We start from the raw sequence: 23401 nt of genomic DNA on the forward strand, positions 1-23401 counted from the left end.
GTGAATTTTAGTAAGCTCAAATTCACCTCTCTTTATTTTTTTAGCTAGTTATGTCCCAGCCTCTTTTTAGTGAACCCCATGCAGTATGGAACATATCACTTAATTTACAAAAATGACCGTACTATTATTTAAAGCATTGAAAATAAATAGTTGGAATATTATTAGTTAATCTTATACTATCATTCTTTTCTAGTTAATAGTTTGTCATAGTTTTAAATTAAAATCATACAATCTATTAATACTGTTCCGTCAAGGAGGAGAATGATGAAAAAACAATCGTATCAGAAAATATTACAATTACACATTCAAGAGCATTCGTCAATCTATTTATTTATTACTGTGCTCTTTTTTATGGGAGTTATTTTTGGCTCGATCGTTGTTAACAGTCTGAGCTTTAGTCAAAAACAAGATCTTTTCTACTATTTAAGTAGATTCTTCGAACAAGTTTCCGAAGGTAAATTTGCATCCTCAAAAGATAAGTTTGTTGAAAGTTACTTTCAAAATATAAAATATATAGGGTTAATATGGTTACTAGGTGTGTCAATTATTGGGTTGCCGCTTATACTCGTGTTACTTTTTTTAAAAGGAGTTGTTGTGAGTTTTACTGTTGGGTTCCTAGTAAATCAAATGGAGGCTAAAGGGTTACTGTTGTCCTTCATATCAATTTTCCCGCAAAATTTGTTAGTAATTCCGTCATTTATTATTATAAGCACGCTTGCAGTCACATTTTCTTTGAAAATGATCCGACAGCAATTTAATAAAAGATTTAATCAGCAAATTTTTCCGCTATTTATGCGGTACTCTCTTGTTATGGTAGTTATAATGATAGTATTATTAGTAGCTTCAGCATTTGAGGCGTTTATTTCTCCAGTTTTAATGAAAAGTGTATTAGAGGTTATTACAAAATAATAATTATTAAATAATATAGGCTTAAATTATTTATTTATAATCATTTTATTTTGACAGTTCCCATATCTTTGCTATAATTATGTAATGAACGGCGAGGGAGGGAATATTAATGGAAAATCGGATAGAACGGATAAAAAAACAATTGCACTCCTCAAGCTATAAACTAACCCCTCAGAGAGAGGCGACTGTCCGGGTGCTACTTGAGAATGAAGAGGATCATTTAAGTGCTGAAGATGTATACCTCCTCGTTAAGGAGAAGTCCCCCGAAATTGGTTTAGCTACTGTTTATCGTACATTAGAATTACTAACTGAACTTAAAATAGTTGATAAAATTAACTTTGGTGATGGTGTGTCACGCTACGATCTTCGTAAGGAAGGGGCAGCTCATTTTCATCATCATCTAGTTTGTATGGAATGTGGATCTGTAGAAGAAATAGAAGAAGATCTTTTAGAGGATGTTGAGAAAATAGTTGAAGCTGACTGGAATTTTAAAATTATGGATCATAGACTGACTTTTCATGGCATATGCAGAAAATGTCAAAACAAGGCTAGTGAGTAATTTACTATTACTACTTAGGGGAAATTCATTTATATAATTTAACGACATAAAATGGTTACATGGTCTATTGCACAATGGGGAACTGTGAACAATGATTTTAAATTTTGTAAAACAAGCTTTAAAAAGTCTAAATAATAAAATGACTAAAGGGTCTAACCAAACACTCTGTATATCTTAAGACAATTTATAGAGACTGTTTGATTTGACCCTTTGATTATACAATAGAAAGCTATATATCGTTCCGCTACTTTTTTATTAAGCGATTAAAAATGAACTTACTAATGAAATATTTAGTGCTTTTACGTATAAAGTTTGTCCTTTTTGTCATATCTTCTAATATGAAGATTGTAATGGAGGATAAACGATGAAATGGTTTACGGTTTTTTATGATATTTTAAAAGTATTTATTCTTTTTACAGGCTGTACAATATTATTTTATTTTTGTATATTGTGGATAAATCAAGAATACCAAGAATATCACCGCTATGATCAACCAGAAGGGAATGCGGTCAAAGTAGTGAAAATGATAGAAAATAAAGATGAAAGCTGGTTAGAACGATTAAAGTTCTTTTATCTTAATGGGGAGTAGAAGAATGTGGAAGATCATTTAAAAGACTTTATACATTATTTAGTAGTTGAGCGGGGGTTAGCTGAAAATACAATTAAGTCTTATGAACGTGATCTTAAGGAATATCACAAATATTTAGCAAAAGTGGAACGAGTATCGAACTGTGATGATATTACTAGGGTTCACATCATTCACTTTTTAGGCCAATTGAAGAACCAAGGGAAGTCTCCGAAAACACTTGCTCGACATGTTGCATCTGTCAGATCATATCATCAATTTTGTCTTCGTGAAAAAATTGCAAACCATGACCCCTCAGTTCATATTGAATCACCTCAAACTGAGAGAAAACTACCGAAAGTGCTCACTGCTGGTGAGATTGAAGCATTATTGGCTATTCCAAGCATAACTACTTCATTTGGATTAAGGGATAAAGCAATGCTCGAATTACTATATGCTACGGGTATAAGAGTAAGTGAGCTTATTCAACTTAACATGTCTGATGTTCATTTAACGATGGGCTTTATTCGCTGTATTGGAAAAGGAAATAAAGAAAGGATTATTCCTTTAGGAAAATTAGCTACAGATGCGATACATAACTATATTAATCAAGGTAGAGGAGAATTAGCAAATAAGAAGAGAACAACAGAATCACTTTTCTTAAATCATCATGGAAATCGCTTAACACGCCAGGGATTTTGGAAGATTCTTAAAAATTTAGCTAAGAAAGCAAATATAGAAAAAGAATTAACTCCTCATACATTACGCCATTCGTTTGCAACACATTTACTTGAGAACGGTGCTGACTTACGTGCAGTGCAAGAAATGTTAGGTCATGCAGATATCTCAACTACACAAATATATACACATGTAACGAAAGCAAGATTAAAAGATGTTTATAATATGTATCATCCAAGAGCATAAACAGAAGAGAAGAAGTGTCTCAACTAGCTATTTTATACAGGAGCCCATTCAAAAGTAGACTTTGAGGGATAGAACATGCCTTCAACTCGAGAGGCTAGAAGACATAGCTACACAATACAGCAAAGCCGCTATAAAGAGAAAAGACTTTATGGTGGCTTTTTTCTTTTTCCTGTAATACGTTAGATCAAGTACTTCAGAACTTGTTGGATAATTGGTTGTTTTCCTATTATTATTTTATTCATGAAATGTTCATTTTTTATTGTTTGCAATATGAGTATGAAAAGGCTTATACTAGGGTTGTCAGACCTCAGACAAGTGTTGCTTGTTAAAGGTTTTTATTGGTTAATATGAACGTTAATGGGAATGATATCTTTTATTGAAAAAGATAGATTTAGGAGGTTATTTTATGTCAGCGCATTCATATAAGCGAATTTTTTTAGTTGTAATGGATTCAGTTGGAATTGGTGAAGCTCCAGATGCAGAGAAATTTGGAGATAAAGGTGCTAATACTTTAGGACATATTGCAGAGCATCGCGGAGGCTTAAATATGCCTCATATGGCAAAGTTAGGGTTAAGTAATATCGAGGTTATAAAAGGAATTGACAAAGCAAAGTCACCTTTAGCTTACTATACGAAAATGCAAGAGTCATCAAATGGAAAAGATACAATGACTGGACATTGGGAAATAATGGGCTTGAATATCGAAACTCCATTCCAAGTATTTCCTGATGGGTTTCCAAAAGAGCTTATAGATGAGCTAGAGAGTAGAACGGGACGTAAAGTAATTGGTAATAAACCTGCAAGTGGTACAGGTATTTTAGATGAATTAGGGCAAGAGCACATGGAAACGGGTGCTTTAATCGTTTATACATCAGCAGATTCTGTGTTACAAATCGCTGCGCATGAAGAGATCATTCCAATCGAGGAACAATATAAAATATGTAAAATTGCTCGTGAACTAACGCTCGATGAAAAATATATGGTAGGTCGTGTTATCGCTCGTCCGTTTATTGGTGAACCAGGAAATTTCGAAAGAACTGCTAATCGTCATGATTATGCGTTAAAGCCTTTCGGTAGAACGGTAATGAATGAATTAAAGGATAATAACTTTGATGTCATTGCAATTGGAAAAATTTCTGACATTTATGATGGCGAAGGGGTAACAAAATCACTAAGAACGAAGTCAAATATGGATGGAATGGATAAGTTAGTTGATTCGTTAAAGATGGATTTTACCGGAATCAGCTTCGTGAATTTAGTTGATTTTGATGCATTATTTGGGCATCGCCGAGATCCACAAGGTTATGGTGATGCGTTGGAAGAATTTGACGCTAGACTCCCTAAAGTATTAGAGAATCTTAAAGAAGATGATTTACTTATTATTACTGCAGACCATGGGAATGATCCGATACATCATGGTACTGACCATACGAGAGAATATGTACCTTTATTAGCCTATAGTCCAAGTATGAAAGAAGGAAATCAATTATCAATAAGAGAGACGTTTGCAGATATTGGTGCAACAATTGCTCATAATTTCGATATTAATATGCCAAAATACGGGAAAAGCTTTTTATCAGAAATGAAATAGAGGAGGAGACTTGAATGAATTTGGAAGCTATTAACAAAGCGACTAACTATTTAAAGGAAAAATTTCCTACAACCCCTGAAATAGGTCTTGTGTTAGGTTCGGGACTAGGTGTATTAGCTGATGAAATTGAATCAGCTGTGAAAATCCCATATGAAGAGATACCTGAATTTCCTGTTTCAACTGTAGAAGGTCATGCCGGGCAATTAGTTTATGGACAATTGCAAGGGAAAACAGTTGTAGCAATGCAAGGGAGGTTTCACTTTTACGAGGGCTATTCCTTTGATAAAGTGACTTTTCCAATTAGAGTTTTAAACCAACTCGGTATAAAAAAGATGATAGTAACAAATGCCGCTGGTGGTGTAAACGAATCATTTAAGCCAGGAGATTTAATGCTCATCACTGATCATATTAATTTCATGGGAACAAATCCTTTAATTGGCCCAAATGATGCAGAGTTAGGAGTAAGGTTCCCTGATATGTCTGAACCTTATAATAAACAATTACAGCAACTAGCAAAAGATATTGCAAATAAACTTTCTATCAAAATTCAAGAAGGTGTTTATGTAGGTGCTACAGGACCTTCTTATGAAACACCTGCAGAGATACGGATGTTCAGAACTCTTGGAGGAGATGCAGTAGGAATGTCCACAGTTCCTGAAGTAATCGTTGCACGTCATTCAGGTATGGATGTAATCGGAATCTCATGTATATCCAATATGGCGTCAGGAATATTAGATCAGCCTTTAACACATGATGAAGTAATTGAAACAACTGAAATGGTAAAAGCGAACTTTCTAGCCTTTGTTAAAACGATCGTGAAAGAAATGTCTAATTAAGTGAACAGAGAACTTATTACATCATTAGCCTTTTGAATAATCTTATATAACAACGTGTAAATGTGTGGAAAAACCCTATAGAAGTGAATCTGACAACTACTGTAGGGTTTATGACACATTAAGTGCAGCTTGATAAATGAAAAATAACAACACCTATTGGAGAACGGAGATGTTTGATTATGAGAATGGTGGACTTGATTCAAAAGAAAAAACATGGTGAAGTATTAACAACAGAAGAAATTAAATTTATTGTTGAAGGTTATGGAAACGGTGACATTCCTGATTACCAAATCTCTTCTCTTTGTATGGCAATATACTTTAAAGGTATGAACGAACAAGAAATTTCAGATCTAACAATGGCGATGGTTAATTCTGGTGATGTGGTCGATTTATCTGCAATTGATGGAGTAAAGGTGGACAAGCATTCTACAGGAGGGGTTGGTGATAAAATTAGTTTAATAGTTGCTCCTCTAGTAGCGGCTGTAGGTGTTCCTGTAGCAAAAATGTCTGGAAGAGGACTGGGGCATACAGGTGGAACTCTTGACAAACTAGAATCCATTGAAGGCTTCCAAATAGAGTTAACTAGTGAACAATTTATCGAAAATGTAAATAATAATAAGATAGCTATTGTAGGTCAAAGTGCCAACCTAGCGCCAGTTGATAAAAAATTGTATGCGCTAAGAGATGTGACTGCAACTGTAGATAGTATTCCAATGATTGCAAGCTCAGTGATGAGTAAGAAAATTGCCTCTGGTGCTGAAAGTATCGTTCTTGATGTAAAGACAGGCTCTGGTGCGTTTATGAAGTCAACTGAAGATGCTATATCGTTAGCTCAAACAATGGTTGATATCGGTAAGAATACAGGCAGAAAAACAGTTGCTGTTATTAGTGATATGAACCAACCGCTCGGTTACGAAGTAGGTAATGCAAACGAGATTAGGGAGGCTATCGAAGTACTACAAGGTAGTAGAGTGGATGATCTAAGAGAAATCGCTTTAACGATATCTTCGCATATGACAGTATTAGGTGGAATTTATGGAGATTTTGAGGAAGCGTTTAAAAGTTTGGAAGAAGTGATAAGTTCAGGCAAAGCAATTGAAACTCTTAAACGATTTATCGAATCTCAAGGAGGAAATTCGGCAGTTGTTGATGATACATCTAAATTGCCACAAGCGAAATATCACAAAGAAATTAAGGCTACCTCAAGTGGGTATGTAAGTGAAATCAACGCAGAACTTGTTGGAGTTTCAGCAATGATGCTTGGAGCAGGTAGAAAGAAAAAAGACGATGTAATTGATCATTCCGCTGGCATTTCGTTAAAGAAAAAAGTAGGAGATCAAATTAACGAAGGTGACACATTGTGTGTATTCCACAGCAACATACAAGACGTAACAGAAGCAGAAAATACATTATTATCTGCGTACACGGTTATACAAGAACAAGTTCCTAAAAAGACAACATACATCCATCATGTTATTGCTTAAGATGTACATTAAATAACCACCCTAAGGGTGGTTATTTTTTTGTGTGATTTTATTGATTAAAAAACATTCTAATGTATAAAAAAATAGTACATGGAAAAAATGATATGTATTGTATAATATTTCAATATAAAAATATTCTACCATTAAAATTCTCTTAATATCGAAATAATGGCGTAAAAACTAGATAAGAATGGAGGGCTTGACTTTGTCTAAAATTTTTTGCTCTATGACAACAGTAATTTTATTTATGCTGTCGATATCTTCATATGCTTCAGCAGAAGAAACAACAGTACAGTTAGTTGAAGATGCTAAATCAGGTATTTTAATTGAAAGAGACACAGGTAATATACTATATGAAAAAAATGCACATGAAAGACTACCACCTGCAAGTATGACTAAAATTATGACTATGTTACTCATTATGGAAGCGATAGATAAGGGAACAGTTACATTAGATGAAAAAATTCGAACTAGTGAATATGCGGCTTCAATGGGAGGATCACAAATTTTTCTTTCTCCGGGAGAAGAGATGACTGTCCAAGAGATGCTAAAAGGGATTGCAATCGGTTCAGGGAATGATGCATCAGTTGCAATGGCTGAACGTATTGCAGGGTCTGAAGAGGCATTTGTAGCCATGATGAATAATAAAGCGAAACAGTTAAAGCTGGAAAATACAGTATTCCAAAATTCAACGGGTTTACCTGCTAATGAACATTTTAGTACATCTTATGATATGGCGATCATTGCGAAAGAATTATTGAAATATGAAGAAATAACAAAATATACAGGGAAATATGATGACTATTTAAGGGAAAACACTGATAAAAAATTTTGGTTAGTTAACACAAATAAACTTGTTAAGTTTTATGAGGGCGTAGATGGTGTGAAGACAGGTTATACAAGTGAAGCAAAGTATTGCTTAACAGCTACAGCGAAAAAAAATGATATGAGGGTGATAGCAGTAGTCTTTGGAGCTCCAACATCAAAGTCTAGAAATGCCCAAGTATCTAAAATGTTAGACTACGCATTTGCGCATTATGAAACGATGCCTAAATATAAACGTAATGAATTAGTATCGACAGCAAAGATAAATAAAGGGATGAAAGAAGAAGTTGATGTAGTGACAACAGAGCCCATTTCACTTCTTATGAAAAAAGGAGAATCGCAAGATAACGTTACTGAAGAAGTCATATTAAAAGACAAAATTATTGCACCAGTAAAAAAAGGTGATCAGCTTGGAACTATAATTTTGAAAAAGGATAATGAAGTTCTTATAAAAAGTGACCTAATTGCTAGCGAAGACGTTAAGGCTGCTAATTTATGGCAACTGATGAAGCGATCTGTTGAAATGATGACTAAAACACAATAGTTTTGCCGAATCTGCACTAGTTTTGTCATGATGAAGGATTATCAGGTGAATATAGCGAAATGACTCACTAAGTAAAAGTAGAAAACATAAAGGAGGATAACATAGTGAGTCTATCTATTACTCTTGAAGTAATGAAGGACGTTTTACTTATTCGTCTACATGGGGAACTCGATCATCATACAGCTGAAGAGCTGAGAGAACAAGTGAATAAAGCGATTAGTAGTAAAAATATTCATCACATCGTCTTAAATTTAGAACAACTTACCTTTATGGACAGCTCGGGATTAGGGGTTATCTTAGGTCGTTACAAACAAATTAAGAATTTAGGTGGGGAAATGGTAGTATGTAATATTTCTCAACCTGTAAAAAGATTGTTTGATATGTCTGGACTATTCAAAATAGTACGTTTAGAAATGAATGAACAATATGCACTCCAAACGTTGGGGGTGGCATAATGAAAAATGTCATGAACCTCCAATTCTCTGCGCTCAGTCAAAATGAATCATTTGCCAGAGTCACAGTTGCTTCATTTATTGCTCAACTAGATCCAACTTTGGATGAGTTAACTGAAATAAAAACTGTTGTTTCTGAGGCTGTAACAAATTCGATCATTCATGGTTATGAAAATGATCCAAATGGCGTAGTGTACATATCTGTAATACTTGAGGATGGCTTTGTTCATATAACCATTCGTGATGAAGGGAAAGGTATTATAGATATTGAAGAAGCTAGACAACCCCTTTTTACAACTAAACCTGAGTTAGAACGATCAGGAATGGGATTTACCATTATGGAGAACTTCATGGATGAAGTAACGATTGATTCTACCATTTCAAGTGGTACGGTTGTTAAATTAACGAAGCATTTATCAAAAAGTAAAGCTTTAAGCAATTAAGGGAGACTTGCCTATGGATGTGGAGGTCAAGAAAGAAAAAGGTCAAACATATTTAAAGGATCATGAAGTTAAAGACTTAATCAAACGCAGTCAAAAAGGAGAGCAAGAAGCTCGTGATTTGATTATTGAGAAAAACATGAGACTAGTTTGGTCAGTTGTGCAACGTTTTTTAAATCGGGGTTATGAGCCTGATGATTTATTTCAAATCGGATGTATCGGTCTCTTGAAATCAGTTGATAAATTTGATTTAACTTATGATGTTAAGTTTTCTACCTATGCTGTTCCGATGATTATTGGAGAGATTCAGCGATTTATTCGTGACGATGGAACTGTAAAGGTAAGTAGATCCTTAAAAGAGATTGGAAATAAAATTCGAAAAGCTAAGGATGAACTTGCAAAGCAATTTGGTAGGGCTCCAACAGTGAATGAAATTGCAGAGTTTTTATCAATATCTCCAGAAGAAGTTGTTATGGCTCAAGAGGCTAGTCGTACACCTACATCAATACATGAAACTGTGTACGAAAATGATGGAGATCCAATCACTTTGATTGATCAAATTGCAGATCATGCTGAGGCAAAATGGTTTGAAAAAATTGCACTAAAAGAAGCAATACATGAGTTAGATGAACGTGAAAGGTTAATTGTTTATTTACGTTATTATAAAGATCAAACTCAAACTGAAGTAGCATCTAGATTAGGCATTTCTCAAGTACAAGTATCAAGGTTAGAAAAGAAGATATTAAAACAAATGAAAGAAAGGATGGGCGGTTAGCCCATCCTTTCTTGCTAAGGTTTTTTTCGGTTTTATTGTTGTTTTTCGTAATAATTTATAAACACAGACACCACAATAGTTTAGTGGCATCTTTTCTGCTATAGTATGATTATAATTACAAAAACCTTCTTTTTTAAGGTGGTAATTTTGTATAAATGACTACCAAGTTTACTACAAGAGCCTTTGCTAAATAAGTATTCACACTAGAAATGCTATTTGTCTTTTCAGCTACGGACAGCCTCTAGCTCTTTTAGCTACTTCATCAATTTATACGAAGGTATAAAAAACACCTCATATGTAAAGGTTCCAACGCTTATCGGGGAGTCAGTATGACAACATCCAACCTTTCTTCCTTCTAACTACTCACATTGCTTATTGATGATATGGCAGATTGGTTTTCTAATGCTGAGAGATCACCTGGATCTTGACCGAGATAAATAGACTTGATGACTCGCCGCATAACTTTGGCGTTTCTTGTCTTTGGCAGCTCAGAGACAGTATAGATGTCATGAGGCTTCAAAGATTTACCAAGATTCCGTTCAACTAATAGATATAGTTCAGAAATTAGTTTTTCCTTGTTTTTTACCTTATCTTTTAGGACAACAAAGCAAACAGCGACCTCACCTTTTATATTATTAGGAACTCCAATAGTTGCTGCTTCCACCACTTGAGGATGTTCAACTAAAATAGACTCTACCTCAGCAGGGCCAACTCTTTTTCCAGCAATATTTAACGTATCATCAGATCGGCCAGTAATTGTCCAAAAATGATTTTCATCTACACTAACCCAATCACCATGTACCCAAATATTTTCCCAGCGATTCCAATATGATTCAATATATCTGTCAGGTTCTTTCCAAAAGCCATTCGCCATACCGACCCAAGGTTTTGTTAGTACTAATTCGCCTACCTCTGAGCGAACCGTTTCTCCTTTAAGGTTATAGACGTCTGCTGCCATTCCTGGTAGTGGTGCATTAAAACTAACAGGTGCGATCGGTTTAAGTAATATATTCCCTAGAATTCCTCCTGATATTTCTGTGCCACCTGAATAATTCATAATGGGGATTTTACTTTTGCCGACTTTATGGAACAACCAGAGCCAAGGTTCTACATTCCAAGGCTCTCCTGTTGAACCGAATACTTTTAGAGATGTTAGCTTAATATTATTCAGCCATTGTTCTCCTTGCTTCATCAATACACGAATAAGAGTTGGTGAAATACCTAAATGTGTAACTTGGTGCTTTTCTACCAATTTCCATAACCTATTTACTTCTGGGTAATCAGTTGAACCTTCATACAACACCATTGTACTATTGTTTAACAGTGTGCCAAATACTAAAAAAGGTCCCATCATCCATCCCATGTCTGTAACCCACATCATTCTTTCGTGAGCATTTAAATCCATTCCAAACCGTGCATCAAATGCGGCCTTTAATGGGAATCCACTATGAGTATGTATGATTCCTTTTGGTTGGCCAGTTGTTCCAGAGGAATATATGAGCATAAATGGGTCAGAGCTATCCATTTCTTCGTTATCAATATGTTGATCGTTATCTATTACATCTTCCCATCGTAAATCTACTTCTTTATCCCACGGGATTTCTCTTCCAATTCGATTCACGACGATCATTTTTTCAATTGATTCCGCTTGCTTAATAGCTTTATCTGCCTCTTCTTTCATTTGAATCACTTTCCCTCTGCGAAGGAATCCATCAGCTGTAATAATAATTTTTGCATCACAACCTGCAATCCTTTTTGCCACAGCGTTTGCTGCATATCCAGAAAATGCCGGGGTGAAAATTGCACCTATTTTACTTATTGCCAACATGGCAATAACTGTTTCAATAAGCATGGGTAAATATAGTGTAATGCAGTCACCTTTTTTTACTCCTAATTGCTTTAGTCCAGCAGCGAAAGAGTTGACTTGCTTTCCTAATTGTTTGTATGTTATTTTCTGAACTACACCGTCCTCTCCTTCCCATATGATTGCTTCTTTCTTTGCGCTATGATCATTGTGTAACCATTTATCGATTGCATTGTTGGTTACATTTAATTTTCCTTCAATATACCATGTTGGCCATTGAACACCTCTTGTTACATCAAGGACTTTTGAATATGGCTGATACCATTCAATATTCATTTCTTTTTCTGCTTCGTGCCAAAACCATTCAATGTTTGTAGTCGAGTCTTTATAAAAAGAATCATAATCGCTGTAGCCAAGTTTATTCATCCATAAATATAAGTTTGTTTTTTTGATGCTTTCTTCATTTGGTATCCATACTGGATGATTACCCATTTCATAACCTCCTCATCTTGTAAGCGCATTCATTAACATATTCTCTGTGTGGATGAATATACCTTCTATTTAGAATTATCAAAATTCATTTTGCTAGTTTGTTGGTAATTGATGGTGAACATTGTTCAATAGAATTGCTCATTGTGTGGAAATACATACTATAACTATAAGCTATTGGCTGAAGTAGGAGATGTATTTATAGGATGTGAGGTTTGTGACACAGGTAATTTATGTTCGTATGTACAATAAAGTTCAGGCAAAACTAAATTCAGTCATTACAGTAGGTGATATAGCAAAGGTGATTGCTGATGAACAGCTTGCAGAAAAGGTCAGGGAAATTAATGTTCATAGAATCCGTTTGCGTGATAAAAATATCCTTGTTGTTGATGTGACACAATTAATCGAGATCATCTTATGTCATTATCCAAAAATAGAAGTGCAAACTATCGGTCCATCCCAAACGATCATTGAGGTGAATTTAAACCAACGTAAATATCATCCTGTCTTCTTTCTATTTATATGGCTGTTGTTGTTTGTTGGAGCAGCAATAGCTATTATGAACTTTCATGAAGACGTTAGTATGCAAAAAGTTCATCAACGTCTATATCTAATTATAACTGGGGAAAAAGTGCTTAAACCATTATTGTTACAAGTTCCTTATTCAATTGGATTGGGTCTGGGAATGATACTCTTTTTTAATCATTTATTTAAAAAACGTATAAATGAAGAGCCAAGTCCACTAGAGGTTGAAATGTTTAAATATCAATTAGATTTAGATCATTATGTCATTATAAATGAAAACAAAGAGAGCTTGAAAAAAACTGATGTTGAATGAAATGTTTATCATGATATTTACTGGCTTTGCAGCTGGACTTGCAGTTGGATCAGGGTTCGTTGCATTCCTGACAGTTTTAGGTGTGATTCCAAGATTAATGCAGCTTTCTAAAACAGAGAAGTATGTTCGAGTGTATGAATGGGGTGTGATATTAGGTGCTGTTACGGGAGGTTGGATTAGCCTTCAAGACAACACGTTTCTCCTACCAATTTTTTTTATCATTCTAATTGGCTTATTAAATGGTGTTTTTGTGGGGCTCTTAGCTGCAGCACTTACTGAAGTACTAAATGTGCTACCGATATTAGCAAAACGTGTGGGGGTAGTTGATCAAATCGTTGTCTTATTAATGGCAATTGCACTAGGAAAGGTAGTTGGTTCATTATTTCATTGGCTTTACTTTGTTGACTACTGGTAAGGGAGCATTGTCTTAATTATGTTATGGGTTAATTTTTAGGGTGTTTTCGAAAATTGTGATGATTAGTCGCTATGCTATTATTTCAAAATGCAAAGGTGCTAAGATTGCTAGTTTTTTTGCGTATATTTCTTAGTACGGAAAACACCAACACATGCAAAAACACTAAATTTATAAAATTGCCATATCTTTACTATGGATGACGAAAGGATAGAGTTGGATGAACGGGAGTCGTCATGTAATCATCATTACTGATGGAGACGAATACGCTTTGAGAACAGTAGAATACATTGCAACGGAAATTGGTGGTAGGTGTATTTCGAGGTCCTTTGGTAATCCAACCAAGTTATCTGGTCCTGAAATTGTTCATTATATTTTACATGCTAAACATGACCCTGTCTTTGTCATGTTTGATGACAGTGGATACATTGGTGAAGGTAGTGGGGAAACGGCGTTACAATATGTCGTTAATCATAAAAAAATTAATGTGTTGGGAATTATCGCAGTTGCTGCTAAGACCAACTTTACTGAATGGACGAAAGTTGATGTGTGCATCGATAATACAGGAGAACTTACACATTTCGGAGTAGATAAATATGGAGTGAAAGAGGGGGAGGTTGGACGAATCAATGGTGACACAGTGTATTGTTTAGATCACATGAAAGTCCCAATCGTTGTGGGAATAGGAGATATAGGGAAAATGGCGATGCAAGATCATATTAAATATGGATCACCTATTACACGTAAAGCAGTCGCCCTTATTTTAGAAAGGAGTGGATTTTATGACAACTTCAAAAAAGAATAAAATTCCTATATCAGCTTCACCATCAGAAAATGAGGAATTTTTTAAAACACATTTGGGACTAGAAACAACCTATGATATAGGAGTTAAAAAGATCAAAATATTAAACAAGGATGTCCATATTTATTTCGTAGCGGCAATATGTGAAACGGCTACGATTATGCAACTCTTAACTGTGCTTATTGAAATTAATGATAGAGAAAGGCAATCCTCAAAAATAAAACAAATCATCGAGAATCGTCTTGTTCACCAACAGGTAAAAGAGGTGGACAATCTAGATGAAGCAGTAGATCAATTGTTAGCTGGCTTAATCTTTGTTGTCATTGAAGGCGAAAAAAGTGGGTTTATCGTTGATGTTAGAGGTTATCCAGGCAGAACCCCAGAAGAGCCTGATACAGAAAAGGTTGTTCGAGGAGCACGAGATGGCTTTGTAGAGATGATGGTAGTAAATACGGCATTAATAAGAAGACGTATACGTGATGAGCGGATTCGCTTTGAAGTTATACAAGTGGGCGAACGTTCGAAAACAGATATATGTATTGCGTATATTAAAGACATTGCTCAACCTAGCTTAATAGAAATTATTAAAAAAGAGATTAATGAGATCGAAATAGATGGATTAACAATGGCAGATAAAACAATAGAAGAGTTTTTAGTCGCACAAGGATTTAACCCTTATCCACGTGTACGTTATACAGAAAGGCCAGATATAGCAGCGACTCACTTACTTGAAGGGCATGTCCTTGTATTGGTAGATACTTCACCTAGTGTGATCATTACTCCTACGACATTTTTCCATCATGTTCAACACGTAGAAGAATATCGCCAATCACCAGCAATAGGTACGTTCATCAGATGGGTGCGTTTTTTAGGGATTGCTGCATCTATTTTCTTATTACCATTGTGGTTGCTTTTTGTGCTTGAACCATCGTTAATTCCTGAAAAAATATCCTATATCGGTCCTGAGGAAAAATCGAACATACCAATTATTATTCAAATCATTATCGCTGATCTAGGCATCGAATTCTTAAGGCTAGCTTCCATACATACGCCTACTGCTCTATCAACTGCTATGGCTCTAATTGCAGCGGTTTTGATTGGTCAAATTGCTATAGATGTAGGCTTATTTGTTCCAGAGGTTATTTTTTATGTTGCAATAGCAACAATTGGGTCTTTCGTAACCCCGAGCTATGAATTAAGTATCGCAAATAAATTGTCTAGACTACTGCTCATTGTCGTTGTAGCAATATTTCATTTGCCTGGTTTATTGATTGGTTCGACTGTCTATTTATTATTTCTAATCCAAATGCGTTCGTTAAATACACCTTATTTATGGCCGTTTATCCCGTTTAATCCTGGTGCTTTTCTACAAATCTTAATTCGGAGATCTGTCCCTGGTTCACGTGTTAGACCAAGTATTGTGCATCCGCAAAATAGAATAAAACAGCAAAAATAGTGTATAAGATACTGATGAAAATAAGATGATAAGTTTGCTGTTATACAATTAATATAAACACCATCTGGTGATAAGAAACCCACTGTTTGTTTAGATTATTCTGTGTCCATATGCTTTTCTTGTAATCATCTATTGCGTGCTAGTGGAACTTGTGATAATGTAGTTTTAATTATTTTTAGAATGAAGTAGAGAAAATGAGGGAATGCAATGTTTTTTCACGGTACTAGTCGAGTTAATAATGAGGGGCATCTAGAAATTGGTGGAGTAGATTCAATTGAATTGGCTAAGCAGTATGGTACCCCACTGTATATTTATGATGTTGATTTAATACGCAAAAGAGCATCAGCATTTAAAGATACGTTCACAGCTTTAGAAGTCGAAGGTCAAGTTGCATACGCCAGTAAAGCATTTTCTTCTATAGCTATGGTACAGTTAGCGGAAGAAGAAGGGTTATCATTAGATGTTGTTTCAGGTGGAGAGTTATATACTGCTCTTCAAGCAGGATTTCCTGTTGATCGTATTCATTTTCATGGAAATAATAAAAGCATACATGAGCTTGAAATGGCAGTACAACATAACATAGGGTGTATTGTTATCGATAATTTTCATGAATTAGCGATGTTACAGGAAATTTGTCAAGCCAAATCAACGAACATAAACGTACTTTTGAGAGTAACTCCAGGAATTGAAGCACATACACATGATTATATCTTAACTGGGCAAGAGGATTCAAAATTTGGTTTTGATTTACTAAGCGGCCAAGCAGATGAGGCACTAAAACAAGTAACGCAATCAGATATGCTTACGATGTTAGGTGTGCATTGTCATATAGGTTCACAAATTTTTGAAACGACTGGCTTTTTACTAGCAGCTAAGAAGTTATTTCAAAAATTACATGAATGGTATAACGAGTATGATTATACTGCTCAAGTGTTAAATTTAGGCGGTGGCTTTGGAATTAGGTACACAGACGAAGATGATCCTATTCCAGCTGACCAATATGTAAAAGAAATTGTTAAAGAAGTAAAAAAATTAGCTGTACAGTTTAATATGTCTGTACCAGAAATATGGATCGAGCCTGGTAGATCTCTAGTTGGTGATGCTGGAACTACAATTTACTCTATTGGCTCTCAAAAAACTGTGCCAAATGTTCGTAATTATGTAGCAATTGATGGTGGTATGAGTGATAACCTTCGTCCGGCATTATATCAAGCAAAATATGAAGCAGCTATAGCTAATAGAATATTAGCTGAAAATGAAGAAGTCGTATCTATTTCTGGGAAATGTTGTGAAAGTGGAGATATGCTTATTTGGGATATTGATCTTCCAACTATTCAAAACGAAGATTATTTAGCAGTTTTTTGTACAGGTGCATACGGGTATTCCATGGCGAATAATTACAATCGTCTACCTCGCCCGGCGGTTGTTTTTGTAGAGAATGGTGAAGCACAATTAGTTATTAAAAGGGAAAGCTATGAAGATCTAGTTCATTTAGACATTCCGATGAAAATGAGAGTTAATAAATAGCAATAACAACAAGAAGAGGTATGGCAAAAAACTTTTTGACATACCTCCTTTTTTATGGTGTTATCAGTATTTATTCATCTGTAGGTAAGGTATTGCTATAGGATTAGAGCGTCTAGGTATATCGCCAACCACTACCAGGCATACCACTGCCCGGCATACCACTGCCCGGCATACCACTACCAGGCATACCACTACCAGGCATACCGCCGCCCGGCATACCGCCGCCCGGCATACCGCCGCCCGGCATACCGCCGCCCGGCATACCACTACCCGGCATACCACTGCCCGGCATACCACTACCAGGCATACCGCCGCCCGGCATACCACTACCAGGCATACCACTACCAGGCATACCACTGCCCGGCATACCACTACCAGGCATACCACTACCCGGCATACCGCCACCCGGCATACCACTACCCGGCATACCACTACCCGGCATACCGCCGCCCGGCATACCACCGCCCGGCATACCGCCGCCCGGCATACCACCGCCCGGCATACCACTACCAGGCATACCGCCACCAGTAATCCAATCATCTAATACTTGACCAATGCCAGGTGGCCATTGGTATTGAGTTGTACCCATAGGGGGATAGGACAATTGGCCTCCACTAGGTTGGTATCTATATCGTGGGTGAAAAGCATTAAAGTACATATGTCTCGATCCTTTCTCTTAGTATAGATATTTGTCTCGGTTTAATATATGTATCTTAAATGGTAGTGTATAGGTATGTGTCTACAACAACGAACATTCTTTATAAATTTATTAATTTGGATTCACAAAAAATATAGAACATTAAGAAATAGTCGAGCTTTTTTCCTAGCTTGTTTCTCAACAATTCATTGTTGATCATCATAAGTAATCTTCTAAACGCATAGAGAAATCGTGACATCTAATCTTATATGATCCTATAACAATTATTTGAAACTATTTCTATATCCTTTGATAGGAATTGCAACAAAGTTTATGAAAGGCTCTTTTCGTAAACTTTGTTGTTAATGTGATCAAATTAGCAACATAGAAATGGTTTTATATTGTTAGTCATTATTGTATACAAGAAAAGATGCCACGAACTTTAGTTTTGTACGTGTTTATTGTTTAGAACGAAAAGCAACAATCAATACAAAAGCAGCCTTACGAAAAGAGCCTTTGTTTTTCATTTGCCGAATGTGATAAGATAGATAATGATTTTACATTTGAAGGAGTGCTTTGATTATGAGTAAAAAAGGTTACATAATAATGAATAGTGGAGAAAAGATTGAATTTGAGCTTTATCCTAATGAAGCTCCTAATACAGTTGATAATTTTGAAAAATTGGCTAATGAAGGCTTTTATAATAGTCTTACATTCCATCGGGTAATCCCAGGATTTGTTTCACAAGGTGGTTGTCCACAAGGAACTGGAACAGGTGGTCCGGGTTATACGATTAAATGTGAAACTGAAGGCAATCCTCACAAACATGTGCCAGGAGCATTTTCAATGGCTCATGCTGGAAGAGATACAGGAGGAAGTCAATTTTTTATCGTTCATGAAGCTCAACCTCATTTAGATGGCGTTCATACAGTGTTTGGTCAAGTTACAAGTGGCTTAGATACTGTTCTAAATATGAAAAATGGGGATGTAATGAAAACTGTAGAAGTTTTTGATGCGGAGTAATAGATGAAACGTAACAAATGGATTGTGTTTATTATTATACTAATAATGAGCATGATTTGGGGATTGATCTATTGGTTATTTATAGCCTAAACACGTTTCAATATGCAAACTAGAAAATGTGTGATATAATATGTAAAACTATAAAATTGAATAAGATAATCCTTCGGGGTCGGGTGAAATTCCCAACCGGCGGTGATGAAGCAATTGTTGTTTCTAAGCCCGTGAGCTGTATATATAATTGGTTATATATGGCTGATCTGGTGAAAAACCAGAGCCGACAGTATAGTCTGGATGGGAGAAGGATATGGCGTGAAGTATATGATTTGCTGTAATCATATGCTAATTTTGTCCTGTTTTAGAACGATGGATAAACACACGAAATATATCGATAACTCTGACCCTAGGTAATTATACCTAGGGTCTATTTGTTAAACTTATATTATGAGCTATGAAAAACGTATGGCTTATTTGCTATGGAGTTATGTTTGTAATATTTCGAATTATGACTATATTCGGTAATTCCCCATCTATTTTCCCCATAAGATTTTCTTGTAACCTACGTTGTTGGAGGTATCCCATTTTGAATGACCATGATTATATGAGAGTTGCACTAGAAATGGCTAAAAGTACCATTGGTCAAACAAGTCCAAACCCAGTAGTGGGAGCTGTTGTAGTTAATAGAGGACAAATTGTTGGTCTTGGGACACATTTAAAGGCTGGTGAAGCACATGCGGAAGTACATGCTATAAACATGGCAGGTAATAAAGCAAAAGATGGAACGATTTATGTGACCTTAGAACCTTGTAGCCATTTTGGTCAAACACCACCGTGTGTAGATTTATTGATCAGTAGTGGTGTTAGCCGAGTAGTAATTGCTTGTGAAGACCCAAATCCGAGTGTAGCAGGTAGAGGTATAAGAAAGTTAGAAGAAGCTGGTTTAAAAGTTGATGTTGGAGTCCTGCAGGATGAAGCTAAGAAATTAAATAAGGTATTCTTTCGTTATATTAAAAACAACACCCCTTTTGTGACGTTAAAAACTGCGATTAGCATGGATGGAAAAATTGCTACACAATCAGGCGAGAGCAAGTGGATTACTGGAGAGTTAGCACGTCAAGATGTGCATAAATATCGTCATCGATATGATGCAATTCTTGTTGGGGTGAACACCGTAGTTGCTGATAATCCTTCATTAACGGCAAGGCTTCCGTATGAAACGAATAATCCTATACGTATTATATTAGATACAAAATTACGAACACCTCTCGACTCAAAAGTGATTACTGATGGCTTAGCACCAACATGGATTGTTGTAGGAGAGGACTGTTCTGATGACGAGATAGCTTGTTATACTTCTCAAAAAAATGTTCGAATCATTCAAATGAGGGAAAAACGTATTAATATTAAGGATTTATTACGCGTATTAGGAGGTGAAGGGATAACAAGTCTTTTCGTTGAAGGCGGAGGGAAAGTAAATACGAGCTTTTTAAAAGCTGATGTTGTTCAGCAATATATTACATATATTGCTCCGAAGCTTATTGGAGGTGAGTGTGCACCTACCTCTTTTAATGGAGAAGGATTTGATCGTTTGTACGATGTACCGAAACTACAAATCAAGTCAATTGAGCAGCTGGGAGAAGATATTAAACTGATTGCTATTCCAAAGAATAAATAAAAAGTGGTGATGACTTTGTTTACTGGTATTGTTGAGGAAGTTGGAAAAGTAAATCGATTAACCCATTCAATTGATGCAATTGAACTACAGATTGATGCTAGAAAAATATTATCTGATATCCAGTTAGGAGATAGTATAGCGGTGAATGGGGTGTGTTTAACCGTTACTTCATTTAATGAATTTGGTTTTGCAGTAGACGTTATGCCAGAAACTATAAAAGCGACTTCATTAAAATTATTAAAAAATGGATCTTCGGTTAATTTAGAACGAGCTATGTTAGCGAATGGAAGGTTTGGAGGACACTTTGTATCAGGGCATGTTGATGGAGTAGGCGAAATAATTAGTAAGACTCGAAAGGGCAATGCAATCTATTACGTAATTGCGATAGATGAGAAATTAGCTAAATATATATTACACAAAGGGTCTGTCGCAGTGGATGGGACAAGCTTAACGATATTTGACGTTGTCGATAAATCTTTTACTATATCAATTATTCCGCATACGCTCTCTGAGACGATTATAGGTCAAAAGGAGGTGGGTGATATTGTCAATATAGAATGTGACGTTATTGGAAAGTATATTGAGCACTTTCTTTTACGAGGTACACACTCTATGGAAAAAGTTAAACACAGCAGGATAACAAAATCTATATTAACGGAAAATGGATTTATTTAGGGATCTTTTCCAAAGTTTTGTTGCTATTGCTCCGAAATTAGCATAGCTAGACTCTATCTCTTTAAACAGCCTTATTCTATGATGAAACACGATTAATGGTTCATTTCCTAAATAAACATTACATATAGAAAGGTGTGCAAACATGTTCCATACTATTGAAGATGCGATAAAGGATTTAGCTGATGGAAAAATAATCATAGTCTGTGATGATGAAGATCGTGAAAATGAAGGTGATTTTGTTGCGTTAGCAGAAAGCGTAACGCCTGATACAATCAACTTTATGATAAGACACGGACGTGGATTAGTATGTTCACCCATATCAGAAGAAATTGCTGAAAGGATTCAATTAAATCCTATGGTGATAAATAATACTGATCCTCATGGAACAGCTTTTACTGTAAGTGTAGATTACAAAACGTCAACTACAGGGATAAGTGCTTATGAAAGAGCGGAAACAATTAAGCAGCTTTTAAATGAACATTCTAAAGCGAGTGATTTTAAAAGACCTGGGCATATTTTCCCGCTTATCGCTAAAAAGGGCGGTGTGCTTAGGAGAGCAGGGCATACTGAAGCAGCTGTAGACCTAGCTAATTTAGCTGGATCGTCCTCTGCAGCTGTTATATGTGAAATAATAAAGGAAGATGGCTCAATGGCACGCGTACCTGACCTAGCTATTGTTGCTGATCAATTCAACTTAAAGATGATAACAATTAAAGATTTAATTAAATATCGTAATCAAAAAGAAAAGTTAGTTAATAGAGAGGTAGAGGTTCTACTACCAACTGAATTTGGTGAATTTAAAACAATTGGATACACCAATGAAATCGATAGCAAAGACCATATTGCATTAGTGAAAGGTAATATTTCTCCAGATCATCCAACTCTCGTTAGAGTGCATTCCGAATGTTTAACAGGTGATGTTTTTGGCTCATTTCGTTGTGATTGCGGTCCACAGTTACATGCGGCACTAACACAAATTGAAAAAGAAGGTAATGGTGTTTTGTTGTACATGCGTCAAGAGGGAAGAGGCATCGGTTTACTTAATAAGCTTCGAGCCTACAAGCTTCAAGAGGCAGGGTATGATACTGTGGAGGCGAATGAAGAGTTAGGTTTTGCCCCAGACCTAAGAGAGTATGGAATTGGTGCACAAATTTTAAAGGATTTAGGAATACGTAAAATGAAATTACTTACTAATAATCCTCGAAAAATAGCGGGGCTAGAAGGCTACGACTTGGAAGTGGTTGAACGTGTGCCTATCCAAATGCCGACTAAAAAGCAAAACGAGGCATATTTAAAAACTAAAAATAACAAGCTAGGACATCTACTAAATATTTAATGAAAGACCATTAAGTAAATGTTGTTACCAAAAAATTAGAATTTTTTAATTAAATAATATCTTTTCATTTTTATAAAGAAGAAAAAATAATCAAAAAACTACATTGTTATAAATACACGGGAGGTATGTTCTATGATTTATGAAGGGAATTTGATCGGAACTAACTTAAGAATAGGTATAGTTGTTGCGAGGTTTAATGAGTTTATTACAAGTAAACTTCTTGGTGGGGCACTTGATGGACTTAAGCGTCATGGCGTAAATGAAGAACAAATAGATGTTGCGTGGGTACCTGGTGCCTTTGAAATCCCTCTATTCGCAAGAAAAATGGCTGAAACGAATAAATATGATGCAGTCATTACTTTAGGGGCTGTCATAAGGGGAGCGACCACTCATTATGATTATGTTTGTAATGAAGTAGCAAAAGGAATTTCGGCTGCAGGAATTTCGACAGGTTTACCGATTATATTTGGTGTGATTACGACAGAAAATATTGAACAAGCAATCGAAAGAGCCGGAACAAAAGCTGGTAATAAAGGGTGGGAAGCAGCATTGTCTGCTATTGAATCTGCAAATTTATCTCGAGAAATTGTTAAAAACTTTGACGAATAGGTTTAAAAACCTATACAAAATGTATATAATGGTTTGTTAGAATGTATATTTACTCTCTTATAAAAAGAAAAGATTCATAATTACAATCGAACTTTACTTTTTTTAGAAGCGTTCAAACTAGGAAAAAGGACTGTGAAAAACTGGTATATAAAGCCTAGAGTAATAGTGACTTGTATGTTTGTAATGTTCATGAGGCTGAAATGCGGGTCAACGAGGT

23 protein-coding genes and 1 riboswitch are annotated in these 23401 nt (G+C 35.7%); of the genes, 22 read left to right on the forward strand and 1 reads right to left on the reverse strand.

Annotated elements, in window-relative coordinates:
* The first annotated feature begins 264 nt into the window (after nt 1–264).
* The 11 genes from spoIIM (at nt 265) to sigF (ending at nt 9904) form a co-directional block, all read left to right on the forward strand.
* Entirely contained in the window at nt 265–909 is a 645-nt protein-coding gene (gene spoIIM / locus SLH52_RS06230; RefSeq protein WP_320208423.1) for a stage II sporulation protein M, read from the forward strand.
* Between the two features lie 109 nt (nt 910–1018).
* Nucleotides 1019–1468, forward strand: coding sequence for a Fur family transcriptional regulator (locus SLH52_RS06235; RefSeq protein ID WP_320208424.1), 450 nt, complete (start codon nt 1019–1021; stop codon nt 1466–1468).
* A 364-nt stretch (nt 1469–1832) separates the two neighbouring features.
* Nucleotides 1833–2057: a YqzK family protein gene (locus SLH52_RS06240; RefSeq protein WP_320208425.1), complete on the forward strand. Its 225-nt coding sequence runs from the start codon at nt 1833–1835 to the stop codon at nt 2055–2057.
* Between the two features lie 6 nt (nt 2058–2063).
* Nucleotides 2064–2957: a site-specific tyrosine recombinase XerD gene (xerD, locus tag SLH52_RS06245; protein ID WP_320208426.1), complete on the forward strand. Its 894-nt coding sequence runs from the start codon at nt 2064–2066 to the stop codon at nt 2955–2957.
* Between the two features lie 406 nt (nt 2958–3363).
* Nucleotides 3364–4548 carry a phosphopentomutase gene (deoB, locus tag SLH52_RS06250; protein WP_320208427.1) on the forward strand — a complete coding sequence of 395 codons (1185 nt, stop codon included), beginning with the start codon at nt 3364–3366 and terminating at the stop codon, nt 4546–4548.
* A 14-nt stretch (nt 4549–4562) separates the two neighbouring features.
* The gene (locus SLH52_RS06255; protein WP_320208428.1) at nt 4563–5384 is read left to right on the forward strand and encodes a purine-nucleoside phosphorylase; all 822 of its coding nucleotides are present in this window, start codon (nt 4563–4565) and stop codon (nt 5382–5384) included.
* A gap of 179 nt (nt 5385–5563) precedes the next feature.
* Nucleotides 5564–6868 carry a pyrimidine-nucleoside phosphorylase gene (locus tag SLH52_RS06260; RefSeq protein ID WP_320208429.1) on the forward strand — a complete coding sequence of 435 codons (1305 nt, stop codon included), beginning with the start codon at nt 5564–5566 and terminating at the stop codon, nt 6866–6868.
* Between the two features lie 190 nt (nt 6869–7058).
* The gene (locus tag SLH52_RS06265) at nt 7059–8237 is read left to right on the forward strand and encodes a D-alanyl-D-alanine carboxypeptidase family protein (protein ID WP_413785496.1); all 1179 of its coding nucleotides are present in this window, start codon (nt 7059–7061) and stop codon (nt 8235–8237) included.
* Nucleotides 8238–8341: 104 nt separating this feature from the next.
* On the forward strand, nt 8342–8692 hold the full coding sequence (spoIIAA, locus tag SLH52_RS06270) for an anti-sigma F factor antagonist (RefSeq protein ID WP_214480123.1): 351 nt from the start codon (nt 8342–8344) through the stop codon (nt 8690–8692).
* The gene (gene spoIIAB, locus SLH52_RS06275) at nt 8692–9132 is read left to right on the forward strand and encodes an anti-sigma F factor (protein WP_320208430.1); all 441 of its coding nucleotides are present in this window, start codon (nt 8692–8694) and stop codon (nt 9130–9132) included. Before spoIIAA ends, spoIIAB begins: the two co-directional genes overlap by 1 nt.
* A 13-nt stretch (nt 9133–9145) precedes the next feature.
* Nucleotides 9146–9904, forward strand: a complete 759-nt coding sequence (gene sigF / locus SLH52_RS06280; protein WP_320208431.1) for an RNA polymerase sporulation sigma factor SigF — start codon at nt 9146–9148, stop codon at nt 9902–9904.
* 355 nt (nt 9905–10259) lie between these two features.
* On the opposite strand, the gene SLH52_RS06285 is transcribed toward sigF, so the two are convergent.
* Nucleotides 10260–12200, reverse strand: coding sequence for an AMP-binding protein (locus SLH52_RS06285; protein WP_320208432.1), 1941 nt, complete (start codon nt 12198–12200; stop codon nt 10260–10262).
* 214 nt (nt 12201–12414) lie between these two features.
* Between SLH52_RS06285 and SLH52_RS06290 the strand changes: the two genes are divergently transcribed.
* The 11 genes from SLH52_RS06290 (at nt 12415) to ribE (SLH52_RS06340) (ending at nt 23184) form a co-directional block, all read left to right on the forward strand.
* A complete protein-coding gene (locus SLH52_RS06290; RefSeq protein ID WP_320208433.1) occupies nt 12415–13035 on the forward strand; it encodes a stage V sporulation protein AA in 621 nt (206 codons plus the stop codon).
* Nucleotides 13025–13450, forward strand: coding sequence for a stage V sporulation protein AB (locus tag SLH52_RS06295; RefSeq protein ID WP_320208434.1), 426 nt, complete (start codon nt 13025–13027; stop codon nt 13448–13450). The genes SLH52_RS06290 and SLH52_RS06295 overlap by 11 nt, the downstream gene beginning before the upstream one ends.
* Nucleotides 13451–13667: 217 nt before the next feature.
* Nucleotides 13668–14252: a stage V sporulation protein AE gene (locus tag SLH52_RS06300; protein ID WP_320208435.1), complete on the forward strand. Its 585-nt coding sequence runs from the start codon at nt 13668–13670 to the stop codon at nt 14250–14252.
* Nucleotides 14230–15705, forward strand: coding sequence for a spore germination protein (locus tag SLH52_RS06305; RefSeq protein WP_320208436.1), 1476 nt, complete (start codon nt 14230–14232; stop codon nt 15703–15705). The genes SLH52_RS06300 and SLH52_RS06305 overlap by 23 nt, the downstream gene beginning before the upstream one ends.
* A 207-nt stretch (nt 15706–15912) precedes the next feature.
* Nucleotides 15913–17232: a diaminopimelate decarboxylase gene (lysA, locus tag SLH52_RS06310; protein ID WP_320208437.1), complete on the forward strand. Its 1320-nt coding sequence runs from the start codon at nt 15913–15915 to the stop codon at nt 17230–17232.
* Nucleotides 17233–17350: 118 nt separating this feature from the next.
* Nucleotides 17351–17776, forward strand: coding sequence for a histone H1-like repetitive region-containing protein (locus SLH52_RS23335; protein ID WP_413785499.1), 426 nt, complete (start codon nt 17351–17353; stop codon nt 17774–17776).
* A 675-nt stretch (nt 17777–18451) separates the two neighbouring features.
* Nucleotides 18452–18892, forward strand: coding sequence for a peptidylprolyl isomerase (locus SLH52_RS06320; protein WP_320208439.1), 441 nt, complete (start codon nt 18452–18454; stop codon nt 18890–18892).
* A 155-nt stretch (nt 18893–19047) separates the two neighbouring features.
* Nucleotides 19048–19199: riboswitch (FMN riboswitch) on the forward strand.
* A gap of 273 nt (nt 19200–19472) precedes the next feature.
* Complete coding sequence (ribD, locus tag SLH52_RS06325) at nt 19473–20564, forward strand: bifunctional diaminohydroxyphosphoribosylaminopyrimidine deaminase/5-amino-6-(5-phosphoribosylamino)uracil reductase RibD (protein WP_320208440.1); 1092 nt, start codon at nt 19473–19475, stop codon at nt 20562–20564.
* Nucleotides 20565–20579: 15 nt separating this feature from the next.
* Nucleotides 20580–21239 carry a riboflavin synthase gene (gene ribE, locus SLH52_RS06330; RefSeq protein ID WP_320208441.1) on the forward strand — a complete coding sequence of 220 codons (660 nt, stop codon included), beginning with the start codon at nt 20580–20582 and terminating at the stop codon, nt 21237–21239.
* Between the two features lie 142 nt (nt 21240–21381).
* The gene (locus SLH52_RS06335; RefSeq protein WP_320208442.1) at nt 21382–22575 is read left to right on the forward strand and encodes a bifunctional 3,4-dihydroxy-2-butanone-4-phosphate synthase/GTP cyclohydrolase II; all 1194 of its coding nucleotides are present in this window, start codon (nt 21382–21384) and stop codon (nt 22573–22575) included.
* Between the two features lie 132 nt (nt 22576–22707).
* Entirely contained in the window at nt 22708–23184 is a 477-nt protein-coding gene (gene ribE / locus SLH52_RS06340; RefSeq protein ID WP_320208443.1) for a 6,7-dimethyl-8-ribityllumazine synthase, read from the forward strand.
* The last annotated feature ends 217 nt before the right edge of the window (nt 23185–23401 follow it).

Source organism: Cytobacillus sp. IB215665, assembly GCF_033963835.1.
Classification (GTDB): domain Bacteria; phylum Bacillota; class Bacilli; order Bacillales; family SM2101; genus Nanhaiella.

Coding starts and splice junctions, on each gene's coding strand:
- SLH52_RS06285 (WP_320208432.1), bottom strand. CDS start 12,200: ATGGGTAATCATCCAGTATGGATACCAAATGAAGAAAGCATCAAAAAA.
- SLH52_RS06265 (WP_413785496.1), top strand. CDS start 7,059: ATGGAGGGCTTGACTTTGTCTAAAATTTTTTGCTCTATGACAACAGTA.
- SLH52_RS06335 (WP_320208442.1), top strand. CDS start 21,382: ATGTTCCATACTATTGAAGATGCGATAAAGGATTTAGCTGATGGAAAA.
- deoB (WP_320208427.1), top strand. CDS start 3,364: ATGTCAGCGCATTCATATAAGCGAATTTTTTTAGTTGTAATGGATTCA.
- spoIIM (WP_320208423.1), top strand. CDS start 265: ATGAAAAAACAATCGTATCAGAAAATATTACAATTACACATTCAAGAG.
- SLH52_RS06320 (WP_320208439.1), top strand. CDS start 18,452: ATGAGTAAAAAAGGTTACATAATAATGAATAGTGGAGAAAAGATTGAA.
- SLH52_RS06305 (WP_320208436.1), top strand. CDS start 14,230: ATGACAACTTCAAAAAAGAATAAAATTCCTATATCAGCTTCACCATCA.
- lysA (WP_320208437.1), top strand. CDS start 15,913: ATGTTTTTTCACGGTACTAGTCGAGTTAATAATGAGGGGCATCTAGAA.
- SLH52_RS06235 (WP_320208424.1), top strand. CDS start 1,019: ATGGAAAATCGGATAGAACGGATAAAAAAACAATTGCACTCCTCAAGC.
- SLH52_RS06260 (WP_320208429.1), top strand. CDS start 5,564: ATGAGAATGGTGGACTTGATTCAAAAGAAAAAACATGGTGAAGTATTA.
- ribE (WP_320208443.1), top strand. CDS start 22,708: ATGATTTATGAAGGGAATTTGATCGGAACTAACTTAAGAATAGGTATA.
- SLH52_RS06255 (WP_320208428.1), top strand. CDS start 4,563: ATGAATTTGGAAGCTATTAACAAAGCGACTAACTATTTAAAGGAAAAA.
- spoIIAB (WP_320208430.1), top strand. CDS start 8,692: ATGAAAAATGTCATGAACCTCCAATTCTCTGCGCTCAGTCAAAATGAA.
- SLH52_RS06300 (WP_320208435.1), top strand. CDS start 13,668: ATGAACGGGAGTCGTCATGTAATCATCATTACTGATGGAGACGAATAC.
- SLH52_RS06240 (WP_320208425.1), top strand. CDS start 1,833: ATGAAATGGTTTACGGTTTTTTATGATATTTTAAAAGTATTTATTCTT.
- SLH52_RS06295 (WP_320208434.1), top strand. CDS start 13,025: ATGTTGAATGAAATGTTTATCATGATATTTACTGGCTTTGCAGCTGGA.
- sigF (WP_320208431.1), top strand. CDS start 9,146: ATGGATGTGGAGGTCAAGAAAGAAAAAGGTCAAACATATTTAAAGGAT.